Here is a 23,420-nt window from a genome sequence, read left to right on the forward strand (position 1 = left end):
TCATCCCCCGGGCGCCACCTGCGCCACGGCCGGCATCACCAGCCGCGGCGTGAGCAGATAGAAGCGCTCCATGTTGGTCTGCGTCTTCTCGGTGTGCTTGAAGAGGTTGCCGATCAAGGGCACGCTGGACAGCAAGGGCACACCGGTCACGGCATTGACTGTCTCTTCCGATGAGAAGCCGGCAATCAGCAGGCTCCGGCCCTCGTCGACCATGGCCTGCGTGTTGACCGTGCGGCGGCGGATGACGGGAATGCTGTCGACGCTGGCCGGGCTGAGGTCGCCGTCGGCGATGTCGATGGACATCATCATGCTGCGCTGGGCCGCTTCGTCGACGATGAGCGGCGTCACGCGCAGCGAGGTGCCGGCAGTGAGGGTGAACAGCGCTGCATCCTGGAACCCGTCGACGCGCACATGCACTTCGCTCAGGTTCTCGAGCACCGCCTCGGTGTTGTTGAGCGTCAGCACCTTCGGCCGCGCGACGAAGTTGGCCGTGCCCGTCTTGGTGAGTGCACTCACGCGGGCGAGCAAGAAGTTGCGCAGCTCATTGCCGATGGAGGCCGTGAAGACGCCACCGAGCGGCGTGGTCGCCCGGGTCTGGCCAGCTTCGGTGGTGGCGTTGCCCCAGGTGAGCGGCGGGTTGGCACCGTTGCCGATCTGCGCGTCGCCGTGGCGACCGTGCAGCCGCCAGTCGACGCCCAGCGCGTCGAGCGTGTCGCTGCTGATGTCCATGATCGTGACCTCGATCTCGATCAGGCGCGGGCGGCTGTCCATGGACTCGATGAGCCGCTCGTACTGCGCCATGCGGTCGGGCAGGTCGCGCACCAGCACCGCGTTCATGCGCGTGTCGGCATGAAACTGCGGCAGCTCGTTGCTGGGCACGAAGCTGCTGAGGGTGCTGTCTTCGGTGGAGCTGGCCGATGCGGCCGTGCCCATCTCGATCTTCGGTGCGCTGAGCGTCTCGCCCGAGCCCATGCGGATCTGCCGCGTGGGACCGACGCGAAAGGGAGCGCTGTTCCCACTACGCGCATCGGTGCCCGAGCCCTGCTGCTGCTTGCGGCCATACAGACTGCGCAGCACGTTGGTGACGCCGGGCACGGTGGTTTCCTTGCCGGATCGGTTCACGCGCACATCGCCGGCCCACGCGTACTTGAGCGGAAACAGCCGCACCTCTGCGTAGTCGGCGAGGGCCGCCTTCTGGTCGGCCAGCTTCACGGCCTGGCGAACCATGTCGACGTAGCGGCGCGGGCCGGAGACGACCAACCCGCCTTCACGCTCGCTGGCGACGACGGGGTAGCGGCTGTCAGCAATGCGCAGCCGCGCCAGCATCTGCGTGACGCTGGCCGCGCTGCCGCTGGACAGCGGCAGCACCTCAGTGCGCGCCTCGCTGGCCGGGTCGATGTAGAGAAACGCGCCGTCGTAGAACCAGGTCAGTCCGTAGGTGGAGCACAGGCTGTCGAGAATGTTCTGCGCCTGCATCGTGAACTTGCCGCTGATCACGCCGTTGATCTTCGGGTCGATGACGGCGGTGAGCCCCTGCGAAGCCGCCACCTCGCGAAGAAAGTCGGCCAGCGGCTTGTCGTTGGCGACGATGTTCAGCGTGCGGCCCTTCCAGCGCACTTCGGCCGCGTGGACCACGGCGTGTGCCTGCAGCAGCCACAGACCGAGCATCAGCAAGGCCATGCCCCATGCACGGCGATGAGCAAGCAGGTGGTGCGGCAAGGGCGTCATGGCAGCTGGCTCAGGGTGTGAAAGGCACGCTCGGCGAAACGCAACACGTCGCGGCCCAGCCAGCCCGCGGTGATGACGATGGTGAACATCACGGCGATCAGGCGGATCGACTGGCCGATGCTCTGGTCCTGGATCTGCGTGACCGCTTGCAGCACAGCCACGATCACCGACGACAGGGTCGACACCGCCACCACGGGCAGCGCCACCCAGAGCACGACGAGCAGTCCGTCGCGTGTGAAGTCGAGCAGTTCGATTGGCGTCATGCAGCTGGTCTCATGCGGCAGTTCATGCAGCTTTCGGGTTGGCGATCCAGCCGACCGGCTGCAGCGCGACGTCGTCGTCGACTTCCTGGTACGACAGCACCACCAGCTGCGGCGCCACCGGTTCCAGCAAGGTCTTCACGTAGCGCCGCACGTCGGATGAGGTGACGGCGACCACCCGGCCAGCCGCGTTGTCGACGATGCGGCGCACCTGCTCGCGGATGTCCTGCGTGACGGCGGGGCTGAGCAGCAGCAGGTTGCCGCGCGGGCCGCGCTCGACGGCGTCCTGCACGCGGTCGAGCAGGCTGGCTTCGAACAGGATGGCCTCGAGCCGCCGATCGAGCCCGACGTAGCGGCTCGTGATGTACCGGCCCATGCCGATGCGCACGAGCTCGGTCAGCGCGATCACATCGGATTCCTTGGGCGCCCAGATCACCAGGCTTTCGAGAATGGCATTGAGGTTGCGGATCGGTATGCCCTCTTGCAGCAGCCGGCGCAACACCTCGACGATGCGCTGCAGCGGCACCACGCGCGCCGCCTCGGCTGCCAGATCGGGCGCGTCGCGCTGCACCGTGTGCAACAGCCGCTGCACCTCCTGCAGGCCGATGAGCTGCGGCGCGTGGCGGCGCACCACATGCTCCACGTGCGCCGCGATCACGTCGTGACCTTGCAGGCCGGACGCTGCAGACGACTCCAGCACCCACACCACCCGCGCGAACGGGCCGAAGGGCTCGGCCACCTCGGCACCGGCTGGTGGCGTGGCGGCCTCGGCTTCATCGAGCATGCGCCAGCCGGGGCGCAGCGTTCCGCGTGCGACGGGCACGTCCTGCACCAGCACCTGGTAGCCACAGGGCTCCGCCACAGCGGCCGAATGAACGATGCGCAAGCGCGGGAACACCGGGCCCAGCTCGGCTTCGAGAGCAGACTTCACCGCGCTCAGGCGCTGGTCCAGCAGGTAGCGGTCGACGCCGCCGCGCAGGCCTTGCGCCAGATGCACAGCGAGCGGCGATGCCAGGGCGTCGTCATTGGATGCGGTGTCGGCTTCATCGCCTTCGGGATGCGAGATCCAGTCGGAGACATGGCGGCGACGGCGCAGCGCCCGCGATGCAAAGCCCGTCCCCAGGACCACCAGCGCCAGCGAGCCGAACACCCATTTCGGAAAGCCGGGCACGAGCAGAAAGCTGGCCAGCGCCAGGCCGGCCACGATGAGCGCCCGCGGATAGGCGAGCACCTGCCGGCCGATCTGCCGTGCGAGTTGCGTATCGGCCCCGGTGCCGGCATCACCACCCACACGCGTGATGACGATGCCCGCGGCGATGGAGACGAGCAACGACGGAATCTGCGACACCATGCCGTCGCCCACCGTCAGGATGGCGAAGCGCTGCACCGCGGCGCCCACGCTCATGTCGAGCATCAGCGTGCCGATCGCGATGCCCGCGAGGATGTTGACGATGGCGATCAGGATGCCTGCAATGGCGTCGCCCTTGACGAACTTCATCGCGCCGTCCATGGCCCCGTGGAGCTGGCATTCCTGTTCCAGCAGGCGCCGGCGTGCCTGCGCCTGCGCCGACGAGAGCACCCCGGCGCGCACGTCGGCGTCGATGCTCATCTGCTTGCCGGGCATCGCGTCCAGCGCGAAGCGGGCTGCCACCTCGGCCACGCGCTCAGAGCCCTTGGCGATCACGATGAACTGCACGATGGCGATGATGAGAAACACCACCGCACCGACGACGACGTTGTTGCCGACGATCAGCTTGCCGAAGGTGTCGATGATGTGGCCAGCATCGGCATGCAGCAGGATCAGCTTGGTCGACGCGATGTTCAGCGCCAGCCGGAACAGCGTGGTGAAGAGCAGCAGCGACGGGAAGGTCGACAGCGACAGCGCCGACGGCACATACATCGCCACGATCAGCAGCACCAGGCTCACGGCGAGGTTCGTGGCGATCAAGAGGTCGAGCAGCGGCGTGGGCAGCGGCAGTACGAACAGCGCAACGATGGCCACCAACAACCCGGCCAGTGCCAGGTCGTTTTGCCGGCTGGCCAACCCGAGCCAGCCGCGCAGGCGGTTGCCGGATGGAAGCGAATCGGTGGGTGTGGCCATGGTTGCGTGAGCCTCGATGCACCAACGCGAATCCGTGACGTTTGACACGAATTCCATCGGTGCCGGCGGACTCTATGGCCTGCCTGCGTTCGGCAGCAACACCGAATTTCCGTAGTCGCCGATTGGCTGCAAACGCGGCACTACGGTTTTGCGTAGTTCCTGATTCGCCTTCGTTTGGGTACGCTGACCTCACCGCACATCGTGAAAAGTTTCACAGCTTTCGCGAAGCGATGTGCTGTGCCGCGCACCTCGGGTGCGATGGAGACGCTCGCTCGAACCACACCGCAAGACATGCTGACCATCACCCGAGAAGACGTGCTCGAACTGGGTGCAGCGCCCACGCTGCCGCGCGCCGAGACCGCCCTGGTCCGCGCGATCAACGGCCTGTATGGGCGCGCCGCAGCCTTGCCGCTCATGCTGCGCGGTCAGCCATGGCAATTGCGATGGAGCTACCCGAGCAGAGACGTGTGGTCCATCGGTCTCGACTCGCGCATGCCGTATCGCTTTCGCATCGGCTCGCACACCGGCTGGCTGGCGCTCGATGTGCCGCTGCTCGCAGCGCTGCTGGGTGAACGGCGGATCGACCTGCTGCCACGCGACTTGTGCTACGTGCTGCTCGCCGATGCGCTGCACCCCGTGGCCGATGCACTGGAGAAAACGTTCCACCTGCGCTTCGAGTGGGCACCACCCGAGTCGTCAGCGGCCACCGCGCCGGTGGCCGCTGAGCTCATCGAGCGCGCTGCATGCTTCACGTTGGCAGGCGCCGATGGCACACACGCCGGGCACCTGCTGTTCGACGACGACAAAGCGTTCGCGACGTTGCTGGCTGCGGCACCTCGTCACGCCGCGACGGGCCGTGCATCGACCTCACTCGACTGGCTGCGCATCCCGCTGCCCTTCGTGGTGGGCCGCAGCCACATCAGCCTCCGCGAGATTGGCAGCGTGCGACCCGGCGACATCATCAGCATCGAGCACTGGGGGTCYGTGGTCACGGCCCTGACCGTCACCGCCGAACTGGGCGGGCCCGCCGGGCGCTGCCTGGTCGGATTGGCTGAGGGCTCGCGTATCACCTTGCAGCAATCGAAAGAGACCGCCATGAACCGAGACACTCCCGAGGCCGGGCTCACCGGCCAAGATGACGCCGCTGCGAGTCTGCCGCTGGACCGGCTGGACGCGTTGGAAGTCACGTTGCGCTTCGAGGTCGGCGAGCTTTCGGTGTCGCTCGGTGAACTCAAGGGACTGAACCCCGGCCATGTGTTCGAACTCGGGCATGCACTGAACCGCAGCCCGGTGCGCATCGTTGCGCACGGCAATGTGCTCGGCAAAGGCTATCTCGTCGCGGTGGGCGACCAACTCGGCGTGCGCGTGTCCGAGTTCGCGCCGAGCGAACTGTGAGCAGGCCGCCGGTTGTCGTTGACGCGAACGGCGGGGGGCACTGAGCCATGGGTGCCGGTCTTCCCGAACCCCTGACGCTGGTTGCGCTGATCGTCGCGTTCGGTGTCGCGCCCTTCGTGGCGCTGATGATCACGAGCTACACCAAGTTGGTCATCGTCTTCGGCCTGCTACGCACGGCGCTCGGCCTGCAGCAGACACCACCGAACATGGTGCTGAACGGCATCGCCATCATCCTCACGATCTACATCATGGCGCCGGTGGGCATGGAGGTGTCAGACGCGCTGCGCGGGCGCAACCTGGGTGCCAAGGGCGAGGGGCTGAACGACATCATGGCGGTGATGGACGCCGCGAAGGCTCCAGTGAAAGAGTTCTTGCAGAAGCACACCCAGGAGCGCGACCGCAAGTTCTTTCTGAAGTCGGCCGAGAGCATCTGGCCACCGCAGCGCGCAGCCACGCTGACGGCAGACGACTTCATGGTGCTGGTGCCCAGCTTCACCCTCAGCGAGCTGACGCGTGCCTTCCAGATCGGCTTCATCATCTACCTGGTGTTCGTGGTGGTAGACCTGATCGTCGCCACCGTCCTCCTGGCACTGGGCATGTCGATGATCGCGCCGACGACGATCTCACTGCCGTTCAAGCTGCTGCTGTTCGTGATGCTCGACGGCTGGACGCGGCTGATTCACGGATTGGTCTTGTCGTACCGCTGAGGGGCACTGCTCAACAAGAGCCGTGGCTTCCATGCGGACAACGTCCGGCCTAGTGAACCTGGACGTGAAAAAGGCCCTGAGTCGTTGATTGACGCAGAGCCTTGATCACAAATGGTTCCTCGCGGAACCCAAGAGCCGGCGTCAATTGAACATCTCGCGCAAAGCCGCACCAGAGCTTGATCTCGCGAGTTCGGTCTCTATGGGTTACCCCAAAAGTTATCCTGCGTGATCTCGCCTTCGAAATTGGGTCTCGCGGGAACACTGGCTGAGCGTGCTTCAACGGCGCGCCGATCGATCGAGGAGTCGATGGGCGCATACAAGGCATCCGGCTGCAAAGCGCCTGAGGCGGCTTCGCTAATGCGCTCGACATGACCGATGCAACCGCCCTATCGTCAGCTAGGTCAGTGGCGTGGAACGCCGCCAGCTTGAGGAGTCGTTCGATCTCGCAAGGGCGGAGCCGAACCACCGACACGCGGATTTTCAAGCGGGCGAAGTCCGGGAAGTGGCGCCACACCAGGCCGTGCTCTAGCGAGTCAACAAGCGGCCGGCAAACTCGGCAACCAGAAAGCGCCGTGAAGAGCTACGTCGCGGCTACGCGAGCTAGGTCGCTTGGTGAGGTTCTTCTACTGAAGAATCGTCTTCGAGCCAGTCGTCGGTTGCTGCGTAGGCGGCAGCGTTTGCCCCTCGCCCCGTCATGTTCAACATGCCCGCGGTTTCATATTCGGCGAGGCGCGTCACCTGCGTCAGCAGGGCAAGAACAGCTTTTGCAGCTACCACGCTGTTTGGGGAGCTATCTCGCAAAGTTGAGATTTGATCAGTCGAATTTATGAGCGATCCAAGGCGGATTACATTATCCTTGAACAGCTCAATAAGCTCTTCGCTCAAGTTTAACGAATCGTCCGCCGTGGCAGACAAATCTGACTTTCTCACCTTCGCAGACGACAGAGCGACATTTACTTTCTTGACGCAAGAGTCAATCTCAACTCGATTAGTCATAAACGCGTCAAGGCAACTTTGGATGTCGACGCCAACAGAAGCAAGCGCTTCGATCTTGACGGTACCTGGCGAAGCGTAATCAATTTCCTTTATCTTCATGTCGTGCAACGATGGAATCGATTTCGCCAAGCCATCAAACAGATTGATTCTGCTGAAGCCGCCGCCCCAAGGTGCACGCAATGCTCTGTTCAATCGCTCGCGGACGCTCGTAACAAATCGAGGTTTCGTGCAATAGAAGAAGCCGTAGAGGCTGGAATATGCTCGTGAGAATCTATCGAGATCCGATATGAACCAATCACCACCTATCGGCACTTCATATCGAGCCGGAAGCAGCTGTTGAGCCAGGGAAATATCGGGAGCAAATTCAGGACGAAAGAGTGAATTAACACTGGGCAAATATTGCTGAATACTCTGAACTGAGACTCGGCGCAGCGTTCGAGAGCTGTGGCTCTCATCCTCTGGAACCTCATCCGGATCCTTGTCTCTTGAATATGCTTCGAGACAAAGAATATTCGCTGACTTTATGAGCACGTCCCGTAGCGTTCTTTTCTTCGCCAAATAGGCGGCAAAGTCTCCGCGGCTTACATCGAATATCAACCATCGCTCTCGATCCAGTCCGTTGGTATCACACCAAAGATAGAACCAGCTGCGCTTACTATCACGATAGAGCGACAGCAATGGGCCTTCAATCTCCAATAGGTCGCAAATGAACAGGTGTTTATCTATGGTCGACACCTTTACTCTGGTGTCAGACAGTTTAATCATGGGAGCCACTTTCATAGCTCCAAAGCTTTATGCTCTACCACGGAAGCTTGGCGGTCAAACGACGTGTACTCATGCAGATCAAAATGGCCGTTGTCCCTTGGCACGGTCTGCCGCCCACACTCGGAAGTGAGTTTTACCCGAGCGTAATAATCGCCGAGCCTTTTCAGAAAGTTTGGGGATGAATCAACCCCAGCACGTGCGGCTGCCACTAAGCCATCTAAAGTTGAGTACATAGACAGCGCCAACGCTGAACAACATACCTTTGCAGGTTTGTTTTTCCAAGCCGCCGGGTTCTTGATAGAGCTGGGTAGCCAGTTGCTCTCTTCCTCAATATCGGCTTTCACAAACCGATACCCAACGCCCAGAGGCTCGGCTGCAGGGGCAGGAGGACATCCAGCGTATGCGCTGACTTTCGCGTGATAGCGAAATTCTTTGGCACTTGTCTTTGCCGCTTCGGTTGGCAGTGCCGAAGGAGGGACAGGTACGGCGTGATTTTCCATGCTGGCGGAATGTAAACCCAAACTGGCAAAGGCCTACGTGAACTTCCTCATCAATGGAGATCATTGCTAACCGCAGAGCCGAAGTGAGTCGACAACCTGCGCAGGCCACCTACGCCACGCCCGGAGGGTGACCGGGGTTCCTCCGCTGATATCCTGATGCAATGGCAAGGCATCGACGAAAGAAGTACCGCGCAGCGCGCAGCCTCGCAGCCTTCGGCAACTCTGGTCGGTGATCCGGAACCAGCAAGCCGTATGCTGCCCGACCTTACAGAAACTGGTTCGATCGTTTCCTAGCGGAAATCCACCACGTGCTTCGAGATGCGTGGTGGCGGATACCGTGGTGAGGGACGCTCACAGCAGATTGTGGTCATCAAATCACTCTGACAGCCACTTCAAGAACTGCTCTCACGACAGTCGCAACATCTCCAGCAGCCTTCCCCTGGAGCAGCGCGCCCATCTCCATCGAGTAGTCGAGCGACGCTGCGTTCAGATTCGATGACCCCACGTAAGCGTGTTGCTCGTCGGCCAATACGAGCTTGGCATGAAAGCTTTCCCAAGACCGCCCGTCCGGCCTCCGCAATCCGTAGTCGAAGACTTTGATGTGTTCTTTACCAAGCCACGGTACCAGCGCTGGATAGCCGTTCGGATAGCTGCTGTGTCCCGGCTCGCTCAAGTACCTGAGAACAAGGATCCTCTCAACTCCTGGCTTCGTGGCTTCGAACAGCCGCTGAAGCCAGCGTGCACCGGATGGATCAAAGAAGGGACTGCAAACCACCAACCTATCAGATGCGACCGTAGCGAGCCGAATGAACGCCTCATCAGTCGGCTCGACTTGTGTAGCCCTCCATCCAAGGTCAGCGAGACTGCCCTCAAGCTGGTTGGGGCGGCGAGGCTTTGTCAGTACCACTTGCACCAAAGTCTCGTCTTGATGAACCTCCGACACGTAAAAGGCAATCGCCTCAAGAGCTTGGCCGATGCGAAGCAGGGTCTCCTGAGATGCGGCCGTCCTCCATCCAGGCCCATATGGCTCGAACAAGCTGATCGCTTGCCCCCGACGAAACATTTCCAGGGCACGCGCCTCCTCTGTCGGACCAAGGTGCGCGAGAGCTGTCAGCGCGGAAGCTGTGTGGACCGCCCCAGGTGGGCAACGCCCCAAGGCACAAAGCAGTGCACCTGCGACACTCGCGACCTCTGCAAGCCTCGATACGGCAAGGCGGTCGAACTCAGTCAGCATCAGGCAACGCTACCCTGTACGAGGTCAAGGAACCCTGGGGTAATGAATCCCTCCCGACGGTCCAACCTCGGTCTGTCACCCGTGCCACGCAGAACTGAGCGCGAGAGCAGCTTGTTGGAAGCGACGCAAGAGGTCTCAGGGATCATGAGGCAGTCCGGGCATGCTCCGCCTCGCGAAGAACAAAGCGATCCAGTTCCGCACAGCGTCGACTTAGGTGACAGCATTGCTTGGAGCATCGCTATCCCAGCGTTTCGCCACATCGCAGAGAAGTTGCCGAGGTCCATCGTGGTGCCGTTGCGGTAGACGACGAACGCCAGATCGGCGGGAAAGATGTACTCGCCCAACGAGCCAATATCCAGACCCGAGTATTCCGACATTTGTTTTATCAGCATGTGCGAGAAGCTGTGAAGCAAGGTGTAGGCATACAGGTAGGGTGGCGGCCTATCGTTCATCGGGAGGCCATCGAGAAACGCCGACATCGGATGCGCCATCTGCAGCAGACTCGCTCCGAGCTTCTGACCGGGAGCGGGCTCCACCATGTCCGTGCAGTTCAGTGCCCGAAGCCAGGCCACTACCTGCGTTTCATCCAGCTTCACGTAGACGGCTTCATTGGCCTGCTGCACAACATAGATGGGATGCTTCCAGCCGCTGTCGAAACGCAGCGGCTGGAACAGGTTCAGCCGAACCGGCATATCCATGTGGCGCTTGTCGCGCAGCACCGGCCCGGATTCCATTCGCGAATAGCCAAAGCTGAACTTGCACAGCTCAAAATCGCGTATCAAGCCCATCCTCTCGATGCCAAGAAGCTTGAGCATGCGAGCAGCGTCGGCCTCCTGCTTCTCCTTCTCGAACGTCGTGACCGGCGACAAGTCCTCGTCCAACTGCGTGAACGGCACGAAAGGTCGCTTTCCGAGCGTCTGACGCTTCACTGCTAACCGAGAGTCGTCCAAAGTCTGATGTTCGATCGACAGCCTGAACGGGTCATACTTTGAAGCGAAGTGCGACCGTCGATTGCGCAGCTTAATGACAAGCTCCGAGGGCAGGTCCACTTTCGGAACCAGGATCTGCTTGGCTCGAAGTTCATTGATGACTGCCTGGCGTCCAAGCCTCGCTCCGGCAACCGAACTCTCCAGAATTGTCCGAAGCGAGCCCGAGGCCGTCGACAACATCGGACCGACCGCTTTCAGAATCTCGCACTGCGCTTTGAAGTTGACCAGTTGCGTCTGCAAGCTAGGCTCACCTTCGCACGCCTCTTCCACCTCGGCATCGGTCGGCTCGACGGCCGGAAATCCGTACTGGCGCGCGATGAAGTCTTGGAGCTCCGGGGCACGCTCAGGCCGCAGGAGGCTGAGTCTGTCCGCCGCGCCGTCCTTGAAATCGATGAACAGGTCGGATTGAACGTAGTAGGCATTCGACGCCCGATAGGGCGTGACTTGCATCCGGGCCTCTGTAAGTCGCTGCGCAGTCATGCCCTCGCGAATGATGTCGAGCGTCGCCCTGTCGTTCTGCAACCAGCGCTGCGAGAGCGGTCGCTTGCAAGCCGCACACTCGAAGAACCAGCTGCCGATGGCTGCTGATCGATTGTTCAGGGTGAAATCAAATGACCCGCAGCCGCAGCGGTCGCGACGCTTGACCGACTTCTTCTCCTCCGAACTCCACTGCCACTGGCCAGGGAACGGCTGCTCCCAATTGCCCGACCAATGAACGAACAGGACGTCGAGCTGCTTCCAACTGCAGGGGCCGGGCTTAGGCGCGTTGCGGCACGGTGTCGTCCCCATCGCGCCCAGCTGTGCGTCGAGATGCTCAAGAGAATCGAAGTCCCTGAACAGTCCGCAGTTCTGACATCTAAAAGCGAGCGGTGCCGGCGAATACTCCATCTGGGAAGGCCGGCAGAAATGGACCCTGTCCTCACCGATCACCTGGAAATTGCTGTATGTCGAATCGAGCAAGGAGACGTCAACGCACTGCCGCGGCAGCACAGGAGGTTCCCCGGCGGCGCGACAGTTTGAAGCCATGTCGTACCAGGACCTACCGATTTCCTCGAGGCGCTCGTAGAGCTGGTCCAGAGTGGGCTGCGACAGTTCCACTTGCTGTACGCGCGAGACTTGGGCGATGCACGCTCCAACACCACCTTCGAAGGCGAAAAAGCTGCCAGGCGCGTAGGAGCTCGCAAGCTGATTGCGAGAGCGATTCATTGTTTTGGGTGCCGTCATAGCGTCCTCAGTCCTTCGCCTCTAGCGCTGGGTTCGTGTCATCCACATCAGCTCCCGTCCCTCGCCGTATGAACTGCATGACGTTGCCGACGGCTTCTTCCGTCGTTCGCCGATTCATCGCATCAAAGGCTCCGGCCACAATCAGCCCCGGCTCATCAACATCGCGTAGGGACGTCATCGGACGCTGGCCAAGCTTCAGCTTCTCCAGAAAGTATCGGAGCTTGCTATTCGCAAGTCGGGCGTTTTCGAGGCCGAGCTCGATGTCTCTAACCTGCTGCTTGATGAGGCTCCGGTAGTGAGGCGCTCCGTCCGGCGCGGGGGATACGTCCAATCCGATTGCACTCCCCAGGAACTTCACCAAGTCGTCTTTGAACAAGGGGTTCTTGAGCTGGGCCTCGACCTCCATCGCGTCTACAAACGAGGGACATGTAGCCTTTTCCGCCGTGGTCGCGGCCGTGACGACATTGGAGATAGCTCGCACTCCGCAGACGTATTCCTGGAAGAAGCTCGGCAGCACCCGCACGAGCGCCTTCTCCGCCCAACGATCGGTCGCCGCCGGGAGAATCATGCGCTCGAGAAAGCGGTGGAAGATGTCGTGAATCTCGACGATGAACCGGTCTCGACTACGCTGCGGAATCGGAACCAGGAGAGAGAACCCCACGTGCGTTCGGCCCACGCGCGACGAGGCCTGGATGTATTCCGCGATGTCCGAGGGCATGCCGGCGAAGAACATCGAGTTGAACTCGTCAACGTCCACGCCATGCGATACGGCAGACGTGGCAACAATGGACCGCAAGAGTGTTCCCAGCTCCGGGTATTCCTTGTTCGGAGTTGGTCTCTCCTGCGCGCGATTGACGATCCGCTGGATGCCTGCTGCGTCGACCGCGCCCGAAATCAGGTCGGACTCAATGCGTGTCTCGGCGGGGAATCCCGCCTCTTCGTGCAGACGGTCAAACTCCAGACGCTCGGTCTCGATGACCTGGTCGCCACCCTTCTTGTTCGTCACGTAAGTCAGCGAGATGCGGTGCAGGAAGACCAGTGCAAGCAGCTTGCTCGCCGAGCAGGCGTTGATTGCCGCGACAAACTGCGGCTTGAGAGGCCCGTCTGGCAACCATCTCAGTAGGCGCTCCTTCGCCACACCTTGACGAATCGAGTCTCCGCTTCGCAGTTCCTCATAGAGTTCCGTGATGGCAAGGTGGAAGTGAGCCAAGACACCTGCCATCGCCACCGTGTGACGGTGCCCATTGGTCAGTTGCGCCTGGTAAACGCGAGCCCAGTGGCTCCGCCCTTCCTCGTCAGAAGGATCGCGAAGCCGCCTGTCAGCGTCAAACTCTGAAGAGTCGGGCGCCATGGGACTTGCGTAGAACGAGCTGTAAAGCGAAGGACCAGGGTGGGGGAATTGAACGGTCCTCGTGCGCTGGTACAGGCTCTTCATCTGCCGCTGTGGCTCGTTGACGGTCGCGGAGGCGGCGATCACCTTGATTCGCCGCCTGGTCGTCGTGCCAGGGGCGAAGGAAAGCTCTTTGCCGAGCATTGGCGCCAACGTGTCGAACGCAGCCTCGAGAGCAGACTCAAACAGCCCGGCGAACGTCCCCAGCGACTCGTCCAGCAGATGCGCCTCGTCCTGAATCAGCAGCGACGGGAACGGGTCAAAGAAGCGCTTCGTCCCAGTCGGATACGTCGGGAACAGACCGGTGAAATTGACTCCGGGCTCCCCAGTCCAGTCTGCGCGCTTCCTCGGGATGAAGAGTCGCTGAGACGAATCGTTTGCAATCAAAGGCGCGAATCCGAACATCCCGAAGAAGCGACGAATCGTTCCTTGCGACTGTCCGATCGCTGCTAACTTGTCCACTGTGCCCAGAAGGACGGAAGGGGCAAAGTCATAGATGTCCTCGTCGACGATGTACACCGGCAGAGGTTGCGGATGCGCGAAGCGCTTGTTCCATGAACACACCGACTTCGGGCTCGTACAAACGTGCCCGAGAGCGTTGCCCAAAACCGGAAAACGCCGCAGCGCCGTTGAGTCCTTCGCGCAGAACGGGCAAGTGGTTATCTTGAGCCAACGCTCGCGAACTGAGACGTAAGCAGGCTGCCTGAGCAGCGCGGGTTCTTCATCAATCCCGGCATCATCGATCTTGGGCACGAGATTGACATCGGGATCTTGATGCCAGTTCGGCGTGTTGCTGCTGCCGACCCAGAATCCGAGCGAGAGGATTTCGCCAGGATGCTTGCGTTCGAATCGAACTGTCTCCGCGGCGGCCAGAGTCCTGAGCGTTCTCTGCGCCTGCTGGAGCGTCAGCAAACGCAACGGATAGCGCATGAGCGCGCTCACCCCGTGGTGCTTTCCACGAAGCCTGTCGAGCAACAGCACGTACACCAGCAGGCCAAGGAATGCCTCCGACTTGCCTCCGCCGGTGGCGAAATAAAGCAGCGTCACCGCATTCGAATGCTCGGCAACCTCCGGCGTGTAGAAGGACTCGAACTGCGGCATGCGCGTCACGAAAGCCGGAATGCTGGAGAGGATGAAAACGAGCTGGAACAGGCGCCAATCGGCGTAACCCTTTCCCTTCGCCACGATAGCCATCGCGTCGTTCATGGCCACCCAGGCCTCGAAGGGCACAGCCCTGGGATCCGATTGCGGACCGGCCGCCTTCCAGTGGTTACGCGACTCCTCCAAGATACTCAATCCGGCTTGGATGGCCCGCAGTTCCAGGGTCCATGCTTCGCCATCCTGTCGAAGTTTCTCTTTCTCAGCTGCGATGGCCTCGGCTGACTGCCCGACCATACCGTCTTCCACCGGGGTGTGACTTGCCTCCTTCAGCCAGTCTGCATAGCAGTTAACCAAAGGCTTGAGCGCGTCAAGGCTGTCTTCCCGAGCCAGGCGCTGGATATTCGCGTCGACACCCCTGCTTTTGAGCTCCGTGGCGACAATTCGAGGCAGCACATACCGCGGCGTCCAAGTCGTCGTCAGCCTTGTGACCGAGGACGCTTCGGCATAAACCACCCCTCCGTTGAACCCGAGAGCCGGATACTTCAGATAGCGGTTGTATCGGTATGACGGCTTAACGCGATCGAGCCGCAACCAGCGATGAGCGCTTGTCGGGAGCTCCACGCTCACGCTCAGGTGAAAGAATGTTTGCTCGAACTCCCTCAGGCGATTTGCTGGCTCCTGACGCGACCAGTTCTCGAGTGCCAGATGCAMAGTGCGTCGGGTTGGATCGAGACTGTCTTCCGTGATCTGCACTTTCCACTGCAGCTCGATGTTCGGCAGAACAGCCTCCAGGCTCGAGGCTCTGACACTCTCGAGGTAAGAGTTCCACTTGCCCGTGTCAGAGGGCCGAATGTTTCGCCCATGTCGGAAGCCCCAAAGTTTCCCACCGGTGGTCGGATCCGAACTCGCTGCCCAGGCCTTCAGTTGGTCATCGATCGAAGTTTTCAGTGCCTTTGTCGCGGCTGCCACGTCAGCATCGGCGGTCGCTAGAGTCAATACGAAAGTCGGCAGCTTGAGGTCAAGGCGCAACCATTTCTGCGGCGGAGGAACCTCGAGGACTCGGTTATCAGGAATGCTGCCCGACCCATCGGCGCTGGTCGAAGCGGGAGGGGGCGCATCGTCGCCGGTTTCCTCTTCGTCCTCTTTGGCGTCAGAGTCGTCAGCGACCTTCTCGGCCTTGGGCACGTCGTCGGGCGCTTCGTCAGGCAGCCGATCGACCGTATCACCGAACGGCAGACCAAGTGCCCCATGGGCTTCCTTGCGTACCAGTTGACTACGCTCGAACCAGTCTTTGTGCTTGCGCGCATCACGCCCGCCGAGCTCTGCGGCAAGGGCTTTCAATCCTTCGCGAATGCGACCCCGAAGATCGCGATGAGTTTCTGGCGTCAACGGAAACGAGGGGTTCAATGGCCCGCCTGGCTTCACTTCGTCGGATGTGGGCAAGACTCTGACGTATACGGCCCCGGTTACGGAGACAGAAAAGGGAGTCGTCAATGCGTTCGCATCTACCTGCAAGTCGAGGCCGTGAGCACTGATCCTGATAGGGTCGGCTTCCGCATCCTCGGTTCGGTCTGGTTCGGGCATCGGCACGATGAACTCACTGAGRAGCGCCCTGCTCGGCTTCGCGCCAATGACCCAGCGGTAGTACTCACCACGACCTGCCAAGCGTGCTGACAGGTTTCCCAGCAAGCTGTCAACTACGGCTTCTTTCGCGGTCTGATGGATGTTGTGCGGAGATTCCGCGAGAACTGGAGTATTGGTCATCGCTACCTCTTGGACGAAACAGTCGGTCGCCGGATCGAGATGACCCGGAAGACGCAGCCCTCAGCCATCGCTCGAAGACGCCCAATGTCCGCCGCGGGAATCTGCCGATAAACCTGGGCAGCCTGCGGCTGGAAGAGAATTTCTGCGTATTGCGCCGCCAATGCTCTACCCAGTGACTGGTTGAACGTGCGCGAACGTTTGACATAGGCCCAGTAATTCGTGGCTTGCGCTTCAGGAATGCCCAGCGCCTCGCAGAAGACCTTGAAGAATCCGAACTCCGATGCGCCATGCGGCTTGCCGTCGTCTCTTCCAACGTCGAGCCAATACATCACGCGCTCGACAGAGCATTCCTTTACGCGAGGGTCGACCGTAAGCATCTTCTTGTGCACAGCCTCCGCCCTCTGGCGCAGTGGTGAACTGGCCGAGGCCACCACAGCAGCACTCGCTTTGATGTGCATGTGATACAGGCTTAGCAGCATCCGCTCGTCGCTCACGGACTTCGCGACGGTGGCGTTGTTCTTTCGAAGAACACCTTCGACCTCTTCCTTGAGGTCGTCGGACATCTCGAACAATAGGTCATCGACCTGAATGCGTTCAGCCTGCGTTCGAACAAATGGAATGTCTTCGTCTTCGTCGTACCGATAGACAAGCCCTGTCGCATAYGCTGTGCCCCGCCCCTCGAGAGTGAAGCGCCAGAGGTTCGCCTCCGCCGCCTCTCCGACAACCTCGGAAGGAGGTGGGCCACTGTCGAAGGTGAACGTCGTTCGGATGTCACCCAGGCGCTCCAGGTTGAGCTTTGAGGCCAGTGATGACAGCCGCTTGTCAAACTCCTCTACCAAGAGCTTGAGACGTCCTCGGAAAGGCTTCAGCGGCTCGAGGTTGCTCAGCGTGCTGAACATGGAGAGAGACGTCTCGGCACTGCGATAGCTCGCCAACACAGTTGCACCGTGCGGTGTCCCGATATCGGATGCCAGATATCTGGCAACTTCCGGCGTGAGTCCCAGAAAGAGGATGTGGTCTCGATCCGTTGTTCGCGGCATCTCTCCCGCCTGGCGTTGTGCCGTCCACGTGAGCTGGCTCCGCACTGTCTCGTAGTCTTCCCCCAGCGCCCTTGACAGGAAGATCTCGCCAAGTGCTGCATAACGATCACTCGGCACGATGACCCGCAGGGACCGCAACTTCTTTTCAGCCAGTAGCTTGACCTCATCACGCAGGCACAAAGCCATTGGCGTGTGCTCGTGCCACAAGTCGAGCAGCTTTTCCGCTCTATCGAGGGCTGTCTGCACGTCATGCGCCACCGGTCCGTAGCCACCGGTCTGAAGACTTGTTCTTATCTGCGCGTCAAAGTGCGACCATCGAAGCCGCTCCCGGGCGTACTCGCTGAGCTCCACATCCGAACAGTAAGTAACGATGTCACGCAAACCAGCGGGGGTGTTCGACAGGCGAATGAGGTAGTTGCCGGCCTCTGTGAGTGCTTTGGCCGCCAATGAATCGCGGTTGATTTCGTGGGCGATGCGGTAGAACGCGCTGGCCACACCCGAAGCATCCCGATCGACAACCTTTAGCGTGACGCGCGCATTGCTTCTGACCTGAGGCCTCCAATCGGCTGGTAGAGCCTGCGCCGACAGGAACGGAACGGTCGGCTCGGCGGGAACGATGAGGCGAGACTTCACGTTGATATGAAGCTCCTTCAGCCTAGCGAGAAGGCTGAAGTACGCAAGCGGCTCGTCTGTGACGATGACTGCATCCCTGTTAGTCAGACCCTTCGCTCTTGCTAACGACAAGAACTCTGGAATGCGTCTTACAGCTTGGAAGTTCGTGCGCGCTGCGGCAGAGCTGGCGTCGAGAAGAAGAACGTCCGGTCGTTTCGACGCGGTCAAGTGAGTGAAGAGGCTGCGCCAGTCCGCTCTCTTTGTGTCGTGATGGGCGGCCAGCAGGGCGTCGGTGGCAGTCTGTGCAACCGAAAGACCGCCCTCGATGGATTCCCGTAGCGCCTGCTTCAACGAAAGTGGCTTGACCTTTTTCAGGGACCGCTCTAGCAAGCGGTCTTTGTAGGACGTCCAGCTACTAGCTCCAGCCTGCCAAAGGAACGTCGGAACGATCTCCCCGATCATCGGATGCGGAACAAGGTGCTCAGTCGCCGCGTGAGACTCGATGTCGTTGATGGCCTGCAGCAGAGAGAGCTTCGCCTTCGAGAAGGTCTTGGCTTCTGGGACAAAGACATTGCGTTCCGGGCACAGCTTGAAAACTGATCTCGACAATCGAGCAAGCTGCGGGCGATCTACGAGCCAGCCAGAAAAATCGCGATGTGAGTCGAATCGTGCCGGGAAGAACAGAGTCCGCAACCCCTCCAACTGGGTATCTAGTGTTAGTTCGAGCGTGCTCAGCGCATGGAGTGACGCCACGCTTTCCAACCGACCCGGCCACACAAGCGCAACGTGGACCTCCCCCTTTTGTCCTCGCGCGGCGCGCAGTAGCAGATCCACCAGTTTCGAAGTCCAAGGCTGGAACGAAGCGGCGGCACCTTCGGGATGGATCTTTGCTCTGTATGCAGCCTTGCCAGCGAAATTCGTGGATGGCTCTGCGGGTGCTGGCGCAGCAACCTCAATGGCTGAAGATGGGTTCGCAGGCAGGGTGGAGTTCCCGTTCAAGGCGCTCGGGGCAACTGCCTCTCGCGCCCGCCGAGCCTTGTCGCGACTGCTAACGTATTGAGCGGTGAGTTCGGCCTGCTTCTTCTTGCTATCGTCTCGTGACTTCTCGTTCGATCGCCAGCGGGATGGGGTAGGCATATCGATCCGGTGATTGAGTCAGTTCAACTAGATGCAGCCATCGGACTCGTCACGCAGCCCTGGCAGACGGCGCAAGAAGCCCGTAGCCCTTCAGCACAGCGGACTCGAGGTCGCCTCCCAGCTTTAACTCCCTAAGCACCGCCTCTGCGTCGGGCATTGGAACCTGGTTCAGCTCGAACACCGAGACGTTCGCAACGCCGGAGATGGAACGGAACAAGCGGTCGACGGTCGCCGAGCTGAGAACCAGAGCGAGCGTCTGCGTGTCGAAAGCCGGGACTCTCCCCGCGACCTGCTCAATGACGATCACGTGGTTTTCAGCTACGAATCCCTTGTGACTCGCAGCCCACTCAGCAGGCACGGCCGCACACACCAGGCGCCGAGGCTGGTCTGTTGACGTCACGCGCTGCATGACCAACGAAGGGCGGCGAATCACACAGCTTTGCTCACCTGCGACTGTCGCCACGTAGAGCTCGTGCTTGTCGCCCCGTCGGCGCCGGCCATGCGTGAAGACGCCCTTCGGCGTGATGTCAGTGGCCCATACCAAGGGGAAGACAGTGTGACCGTGCTTAGTCTTCGGCGGCTTTGAATAGCGCTTGCGTTCATCGCGGTAGTCCACGAGATGCCCAACCTTCGCTTGATAGCCGTAGCTTGAAAGACGAACTACCGAGGACTCAGCCGCCTTGAGGAGCGCAACATCGTCGACGCGCTTCGGAATTGGCCATGGTCTACCGCACGTAGGCAACACGCACTGACCGACATCTTCGAATACGTCTTCCTTGGTGCGAACAGAGACGTTCACGCACCAGCGGTCGACTTCCATCGGCACCCGTGTCCGAAGAACTGTGATGGCAGTCTCTTGTTCCACGTCAATGAAGGTTGACGTTCGGCCGCTGAGCATGTCGATCCGAATAGGCCCGGCGCGGTTGAGCAGTTCTACTCTCAGTTTCGAAAAATACTGCCCCGAGAGGTAGCTTGTCGGGGTCAGCAGTCCAACCAAGCCACCGAGCTTGGCCATCTGAATTGACCTGTGAATGAACAATCCATAGATGTTCGGTTGACCCTCGATCACCGATCCATAGTCCTTCACATAGCCTTCGACGTCCTTGGCCTTCAGCTTTCGGTACGGCGGATTGCAGATGACGACGTGCGGACGTCGGCTAGAGGTGGTGGCGGCCAGGCCATCACCATGAACAAGCTCGAAGTCCGGCAAGTACTTTGACGACACAACGAGGTCGTATAGGGCCATCCGCAAGAAGTGGCGAGAAAGCTCCAGCAGCGTTTCGTCGAGGTCACTGCCCGAGACGTTCTTCTCGATGTGCTTGATAACCGACCGCGCCGTATCGCCGCGCTGACGCAGAGCCTTCGCGACGCGTTGCGCAACGGGCACCAAAAAGGCAGCTCCACCGCATGCTGGGTCATGCCAGTTCCCATCGGCGAGGCTTGCTCCCTCACCGACAAGGTCGTCGATGACGCGCTCGGAGAGTTTCGGGGGTGTGAAGTACAGCGAGTTGCTCGTCCTCTCAGCCTCACCGACCCAAATTGCGTACGCAGTCGCGAGCCAATAGGCTGCGACGTTGAAGTTCTCGTGCTCGGCAAGCCAACAGGAAAATCCGATCACCGCCGGGTCGGCGAGAAACTGAGAGGTCCCATAAGGTCGACGGGTGAGCTGGGTCAGGAAAGGAAAGCTCGCCTCTTGCCAGAGCCAGAGAACAGCCAGAGCTAAGCGTCGCGGAGCAGAGGCATCGTCGGCGCACAACGCCGTCAGGGCACGTGCTCGTCGAAAGAATTTGAGTCGTGCTTCAGGAATAACCATCGGTACCTTTGAGGTTCTACCGATCGGTGTAGGCCAATGGTTCCATCGCCTCAAGTTCAAAGCTCCTGCCGCACGTCATGACGTGGCCCTCCACAGTTGAGTAAGTGTATCGGCAGCCTACGCCAGAAACGTGCCGGCCGATACCCTCGAATGATGAGAATCACATCACGCATACATCGACCGCTCGACCGCCTTCACCACTCCGATTTGGTCGAGTGAACGATGAAAACATGCAGGGCGAATCGTTGATAGCCTGTGGATGACGCTCGTCGAAGGAAAGGTCGTTGTCCGCTCAACCAACGAGTATCACAGTCATGCGCCCTCGGTGAGTCGTCCTGAAACCAGGCGAACGCCTGTGAATCAACCGGACCGTGGAGGTCTCTTCTGGTGCAAGTCGTCGTCGGCTGGGAGCGCGGTGAGGCCGAGTTCGACGACACGTCGCTGGCCGACTCGATCGCTTAAATGAACCGCTACGGCCGAACTCACATCGTCATCGCCGGTGCCGCCGCGATCGGCGACGACCGCGTTAGTCGGCGGGTTCCGACCGGGGACAGCGTCGGGTCTGCTCGAGCCCTGGCCGCGCTCCACCACTTGCGTGTGCGAGAGCGTCAGGACCGCGTCGAATTGACGAGCCATCCGTGAGCGAACCAAGCGAGGCTCATTGAGCGCGCTCAGGCGAAACGCTGGCAGCCATTTGCTGGCGCTCCGCCTATCCTGCACTCACTTCTCTTTTCATATTCATCGACAAAGAGACCTGTCGTTGTCGATGATTTTCAGCAGAAAGTCATCGCTCGAACCGCCGAAATCCCGCTCGATGATGCCCTGACGGAAACAGAGGCAGCCCAGGCGGCGCCAAGCACTCCACGCGGACCGCACAGGCAGCGCTCTCTTCCGAATAAGGAGCGCATCCATGCCAGAAGGCACCGCACACCCACCGCCAACGAATGAAGAGGCTCCGCCGACGGAGCGCACACGGACCACACCACCTCCCCCCGCAACGCTGGTCCCGCTGCAGCCGCCGGGTCGGCTCACGCGCAAGGCGCGCCACTACGCAGACCAGATCGTGCAGCTTCGCGCCCAGGGGCACACCCTGGAGGCGATCCGGCAAGCGCTGCTGGCCGTGGGCGTGCACGTCAACATCAGCACGGTCAGACGGGAAGCGTTGCGGCCTGGGTTGTCCGCCCCCGTCGCGCCGCCTCCTTCGGCCCCATCGGCACCCTCGCCTGTCCCTATGGCGGGCACCGGCCCGCCCGGCCCAGTCGTCGCGGCCCACCTGGGCCCACCCAGCATTCCGAGCCCGGCCCGTGCGAAGGACCGTGCTGAAGCGTTCGTGCGCAGCAAGAGCGACAACCCCCTCGTCCGTGCAAAGGAGCAACCATCATGAAGATCGCCGTCATCAATTTCTCCGGCAATGTCGGCAAGTCCACCCTGGCGCAGCACCTGCTGCTGCCCCGCATCCCCGGCGCCGAACTCATCGCCATCGAAGCCCTCAACGCCAGCGAAGGCGAATCGCCCGTGCTGCGTGGCAAGCAGTTCAGCATGCTGCAGGAGTACCTTCAGACCGTTGACAGCGCGGTGGTCGACATCGGCGCCAGCAGCATCGGGGACTTCCTGGAGTTGATGCAGGACTACCGCGGCAGCCACCAGGATTTCGACTGCTTCGTCATTCCGACGGTGCCGCCCCTCAAGCAGCAGCAGGACACCATCGCCACGCTGATCGCCCTGTCCGGCCTGGGTGTTCCTGCGGCCCGTCTGAAGGTCGTGTTCAACATGGCAGAACCCGGCGTTCCCGTCGAGCAGGCCTTCTACCTGGTGCGGGAATTTCTGCAGGAAGAACCCGTCGCCACCGTCAACATGGCGTGCCTGCTGCGGACCAACGAGATCTATGCCCGCATCCGCGGCAAGCGCGGTGCGGAAGCCGACCTCCGCTTGCTTGCACAGGACGACACCGACTACAAGCGGTTGATCGGCCGGACGAAGGACCCGGCAGAGAAGATGGCCCTGGCCCAGAAGCTGGCCACCTGCCGGCTGGCCAGCAGCGTGGTGGCGCAACTTGACGCGTGCTTCGATGCGTTGGGGCTGGAGCACGAGGCCGGACCTGTTGCCACGGTGGAGAGCGCCGCATGAACCCGCCCGACACCGCTCGTGAAGCGTTCTTCATCGAAGCGCTCGGCGAGATGGCCGAGCTGATCGCTCGGCTCGAAGCGTGCGCGCCTGCGCTGGAGGCGAGCCAACGGCAGCTGATCCAGGGGTGCGAAGACCTCGCCCAACAGGCGACCGACCTGGAGAGACGCACGGCGGCGGTCCTCGAGCGCATTAACGTGGTGGCTCCGAAGTACATCGCCCATCGCGTCCATGAGGCCACCCGTGCCGCGGCCGATGCGCAGGTGCGGGCGATGGAGGCAGCGGCGCAGGCCCTGTTCAGGACGGAGATCGGTCCTGAACTGGACCGCATATCGAGGCCGCTGCTGTTGCTCGCCACTGATCTGCGCCGTCGATACGGAAATCCGTGGTCGTCTGTATTGACCCACGCCGCCGCTGCAGCCGTCGCGGCGAATCTGACGTGGTGGCTGGCAGACTTTGCCTGCCGGCATTGAGCGAGTTGGCTCTCCGGTCCATCACGGCATGCTCGGCGTACCGGCGGCCCCGAGAGTCCACGCGCTT

At 61.2% G+C, this 23,420-nt stretch carries 16 protein-coding genes; 6 read left to right on the forward strand and 10 right to left on the reverse strand.

What is annotated here, in order from left to right:
• Genes sctC through sctV form a run of 3 tightly spaced genes read right to left on the reverse strand, consistent with a single transcriptional unit; the run spans position 1 to position 4,089 of the window.
• The gene (gene sctC, locus AC1DYS_RS28770) at positions 1-1,728 is read right to left on the reverse strand and encodes a type III secretion system outer membrane ring subunit SctC (RefSeq protein WP_477904960.1); all 1,728 of its coding nucleotides are present in this window, start codon (positions 1,726-1,728) and stop codon (positions 1-3) included.
• Positions 1,725-1,991: a type III secretion system export apparatus subunit SctS gene (gene sctS / locus AC1DYS_RS28775; protein ID WP_477904961.1), complete on the reverse strand. Its 267-nt coding sequence runs from the start codon at positions 1,989-1,991 to the stop codon at positions 1,725-1,727. The genes sctC and sctS overlap by 4 nt, the downstream gene beginning before the upstream one ends.
• A 22-nt stretch (positions 1,992-2,013) precedes the next feature.
• On the reverse strand, positions 2,014-4,089 hold the full coding sequence (gene sctV, locus AC1DYS_RS28780) for a type III secretion system export apparatus subunit SctV (RefSeq protein ID WP_477904962.1): 2,076 nt from the start codon (positions 4,087-4,089) through the stop codon (positions 2,014-2,016).
• Positions 4,090-4,380: 291 nt separating this feature from the next.
• Between sctV and sctQ the strand changes: the two genes are divergently transcribed.
• Both sctQ and sctR read left to right on the forward strand, forming a co-directional pair.
• Entirely contained in the window at positions 4,381-5,484 is a 1,104-nt protein-coding gene (gene sctQ, locus AC1DYS_RS28785; protein WP_477904963.1) for a type III secretion system cytoplasmic ring protein SctQ, read from the forward strand.
• A 47-nt stretch (positions 5,485-5,531) separates the two neighbouring features.
• Positions 5,532-6,191, forward strand: coding sequence for a type III secretion system export apparatus subunit SctR (gene sctR, locus AC1DYS_RS28790; protein ID WP_477904964.1), 660 nt, complete (start codon positions 5,532-5,534; stop codon positions 6,189-6,191).
• 600 nt (positions 6,192-6,791) lie between these two features.
• Here the strand turns inward: sctR and AC1DYS_RS28795 are convergent.
• The 7 genes from AC1DYS_RS28795 to AC1DYS_RS28825 all read right to left on the reverse strand — a co-directional run bounded on the left by AC1DYS_RS28795 (position 6,792) and on the right by AC1DYS_RS28825 (position 20,756).
• Complete coding sequence (locus AC1DYS_RS28795; RefSeq protein ID WP_477904965.1) at positions 6,792-7,952, reverse strand: hypothetical protein; 1,161 nt, start codon at positions 7,950-7,952, stop codon at positions 6,792-6,794.
• Positions 7,953-7,963: 11 nt separating this feature from the next.
• On the reverse strand, positions 7,964-8,452 hold the full coding sequence (locus AC1DYS_RS28800; RefSeq protein ID WP_477904966.1) for a hypothetical protein: 489 nt from the start codon (positions 8,450-8,452) through the stop codon (positions 7,964-7,966).
• Between the two features lie 370 nt (positions 8,453-8,822).
• A complete protein-coding gene (locus AC1DYS_RS28805; protein ID WP_477904967.1) occupies positions 8,823-9,488 on the reverse strand; it encodes a phospholipase D-like domain-containing protein in 666 nt (221 codons plus the stop codon).
• 197 nt (positions 9,489-9,685) lie between these two features.
• The gene (locus AC1DYS_RS28810) at positions 9,686-11,899 is read right to left on the reverse strand and encodes a DUF8724 domain-containing protein (RefSeq protein ID WP_477904968.1); all 2,214 of its coding nucleotides are present in this window, start codon (positions 11,897-11,899) and stop codon (positions 9,686-9,688) included.
• 7 nt (positions 11,900-11,906) lie between these two features.
• Positions 11,907-16,154, reverse strand: coding sequence for a helicase-related protein (locus AC1DYS_RS28815; protein WP_477904969.1), 4,248 nt, complete (start codon positions 16,152-16,154; stop codon positions 11,907-11,909).
• A 2-nt stretch (positions 16,155-16,156) separates the two neighbouring features.
• Positions 16,157-18,640: a hypothetical protein gene (locus tag AC1DYS_RS28820; protein ID WP_477904970.1), complete on the reverse strand. Its 2,484-nt coding sequence runs from the start codon at positions 18,638-18,640 to the stop codon at positions 16,157-16,159.
• A gap of 352 nt (positions 18,641-18,992) precedes the next feature.
• Complete coding sequence (locus tag AC1DYS_RS28825; protein WP_477904971.1) at positions 18,993-20,756, reverse strand: Eco57I restriction-modification methylase domain-containing protein; 1,764 nt, start codon at positions 20,754-20,756, stop codon at positions 18,993-18,995.
• A 462-nt stretch (positions 20,757-21,218) separates the two neighbouring features.
• Here AC1DYS_RS28825 and AC1DYS_RS28830 point away from each other — a divergent pair, with 462 nt between their 5' ends.
• The 4 genes from AC1DYS_RS28830 to AC1DYS_RS28845 all read left to right on the forward strand — a co-directional run bounded on the left by AC1DYS_RS28830 (position 21,219) and on the right by AC1DYS_RS28845 (position 23,353).
• Positions 21,219-21,398 carry a hypothetical protein gene (locus AC1DYS_RS28830; protein WP_477904972.1) on the forward strand — a complete coding sequence of 60 codons (180 nt, stop codon included), beginning with the start codon at positions 21,219-21,221 and terminating at the stop codon, positions 21,396-21,398.
• 268 nt (positions 21,399-21,666) lie between these two features.
• Positions 21,667-22,140 carry a hypothetical protein gene (locus AC1DYS_RS28835; protein ID WP_477904973.1) on the forward strand — a complete coding sequence of 158 codons (474 nt, stop codon included), beginning with the start codon at positions 21,667-21,669 and terminating at the stop codon, positions 22,138-22,140.
• A complete protein-coding gene (gene stbB / locus AC1DYS_RS28840) occupies positions 22,137-22,883 on the forward strand; it encodes a StbB family protein (protein WP_477904974.1) in 747 nt (248 codons plus the stop codon). Before AC1DYS_RS28835 ends, stbB begins: the two co-directional genes overlap by 4 nt.
• The gene (locus AC1DYS_RS28845) at positions 22,880-23,353 is read left to right on the forward strand and encodes a hypothetical protein (RefSeq protein WP_477904975.1); all 474 of its coding nucleotides are present in this window, start codon (positions 22,880-22,882) and stop codon (positions 23,351-23,353) included. The genes stbB and AC1DYS_RS28845 overlap by 4 nt, the downstream gene beginning before the upstream one ends.
• Positions 23,354-23,420: the final 67 nt, after the last annotated feature.

The organism is Rhizobacter sp. P2_G4, from assembly GCF_056403575.1.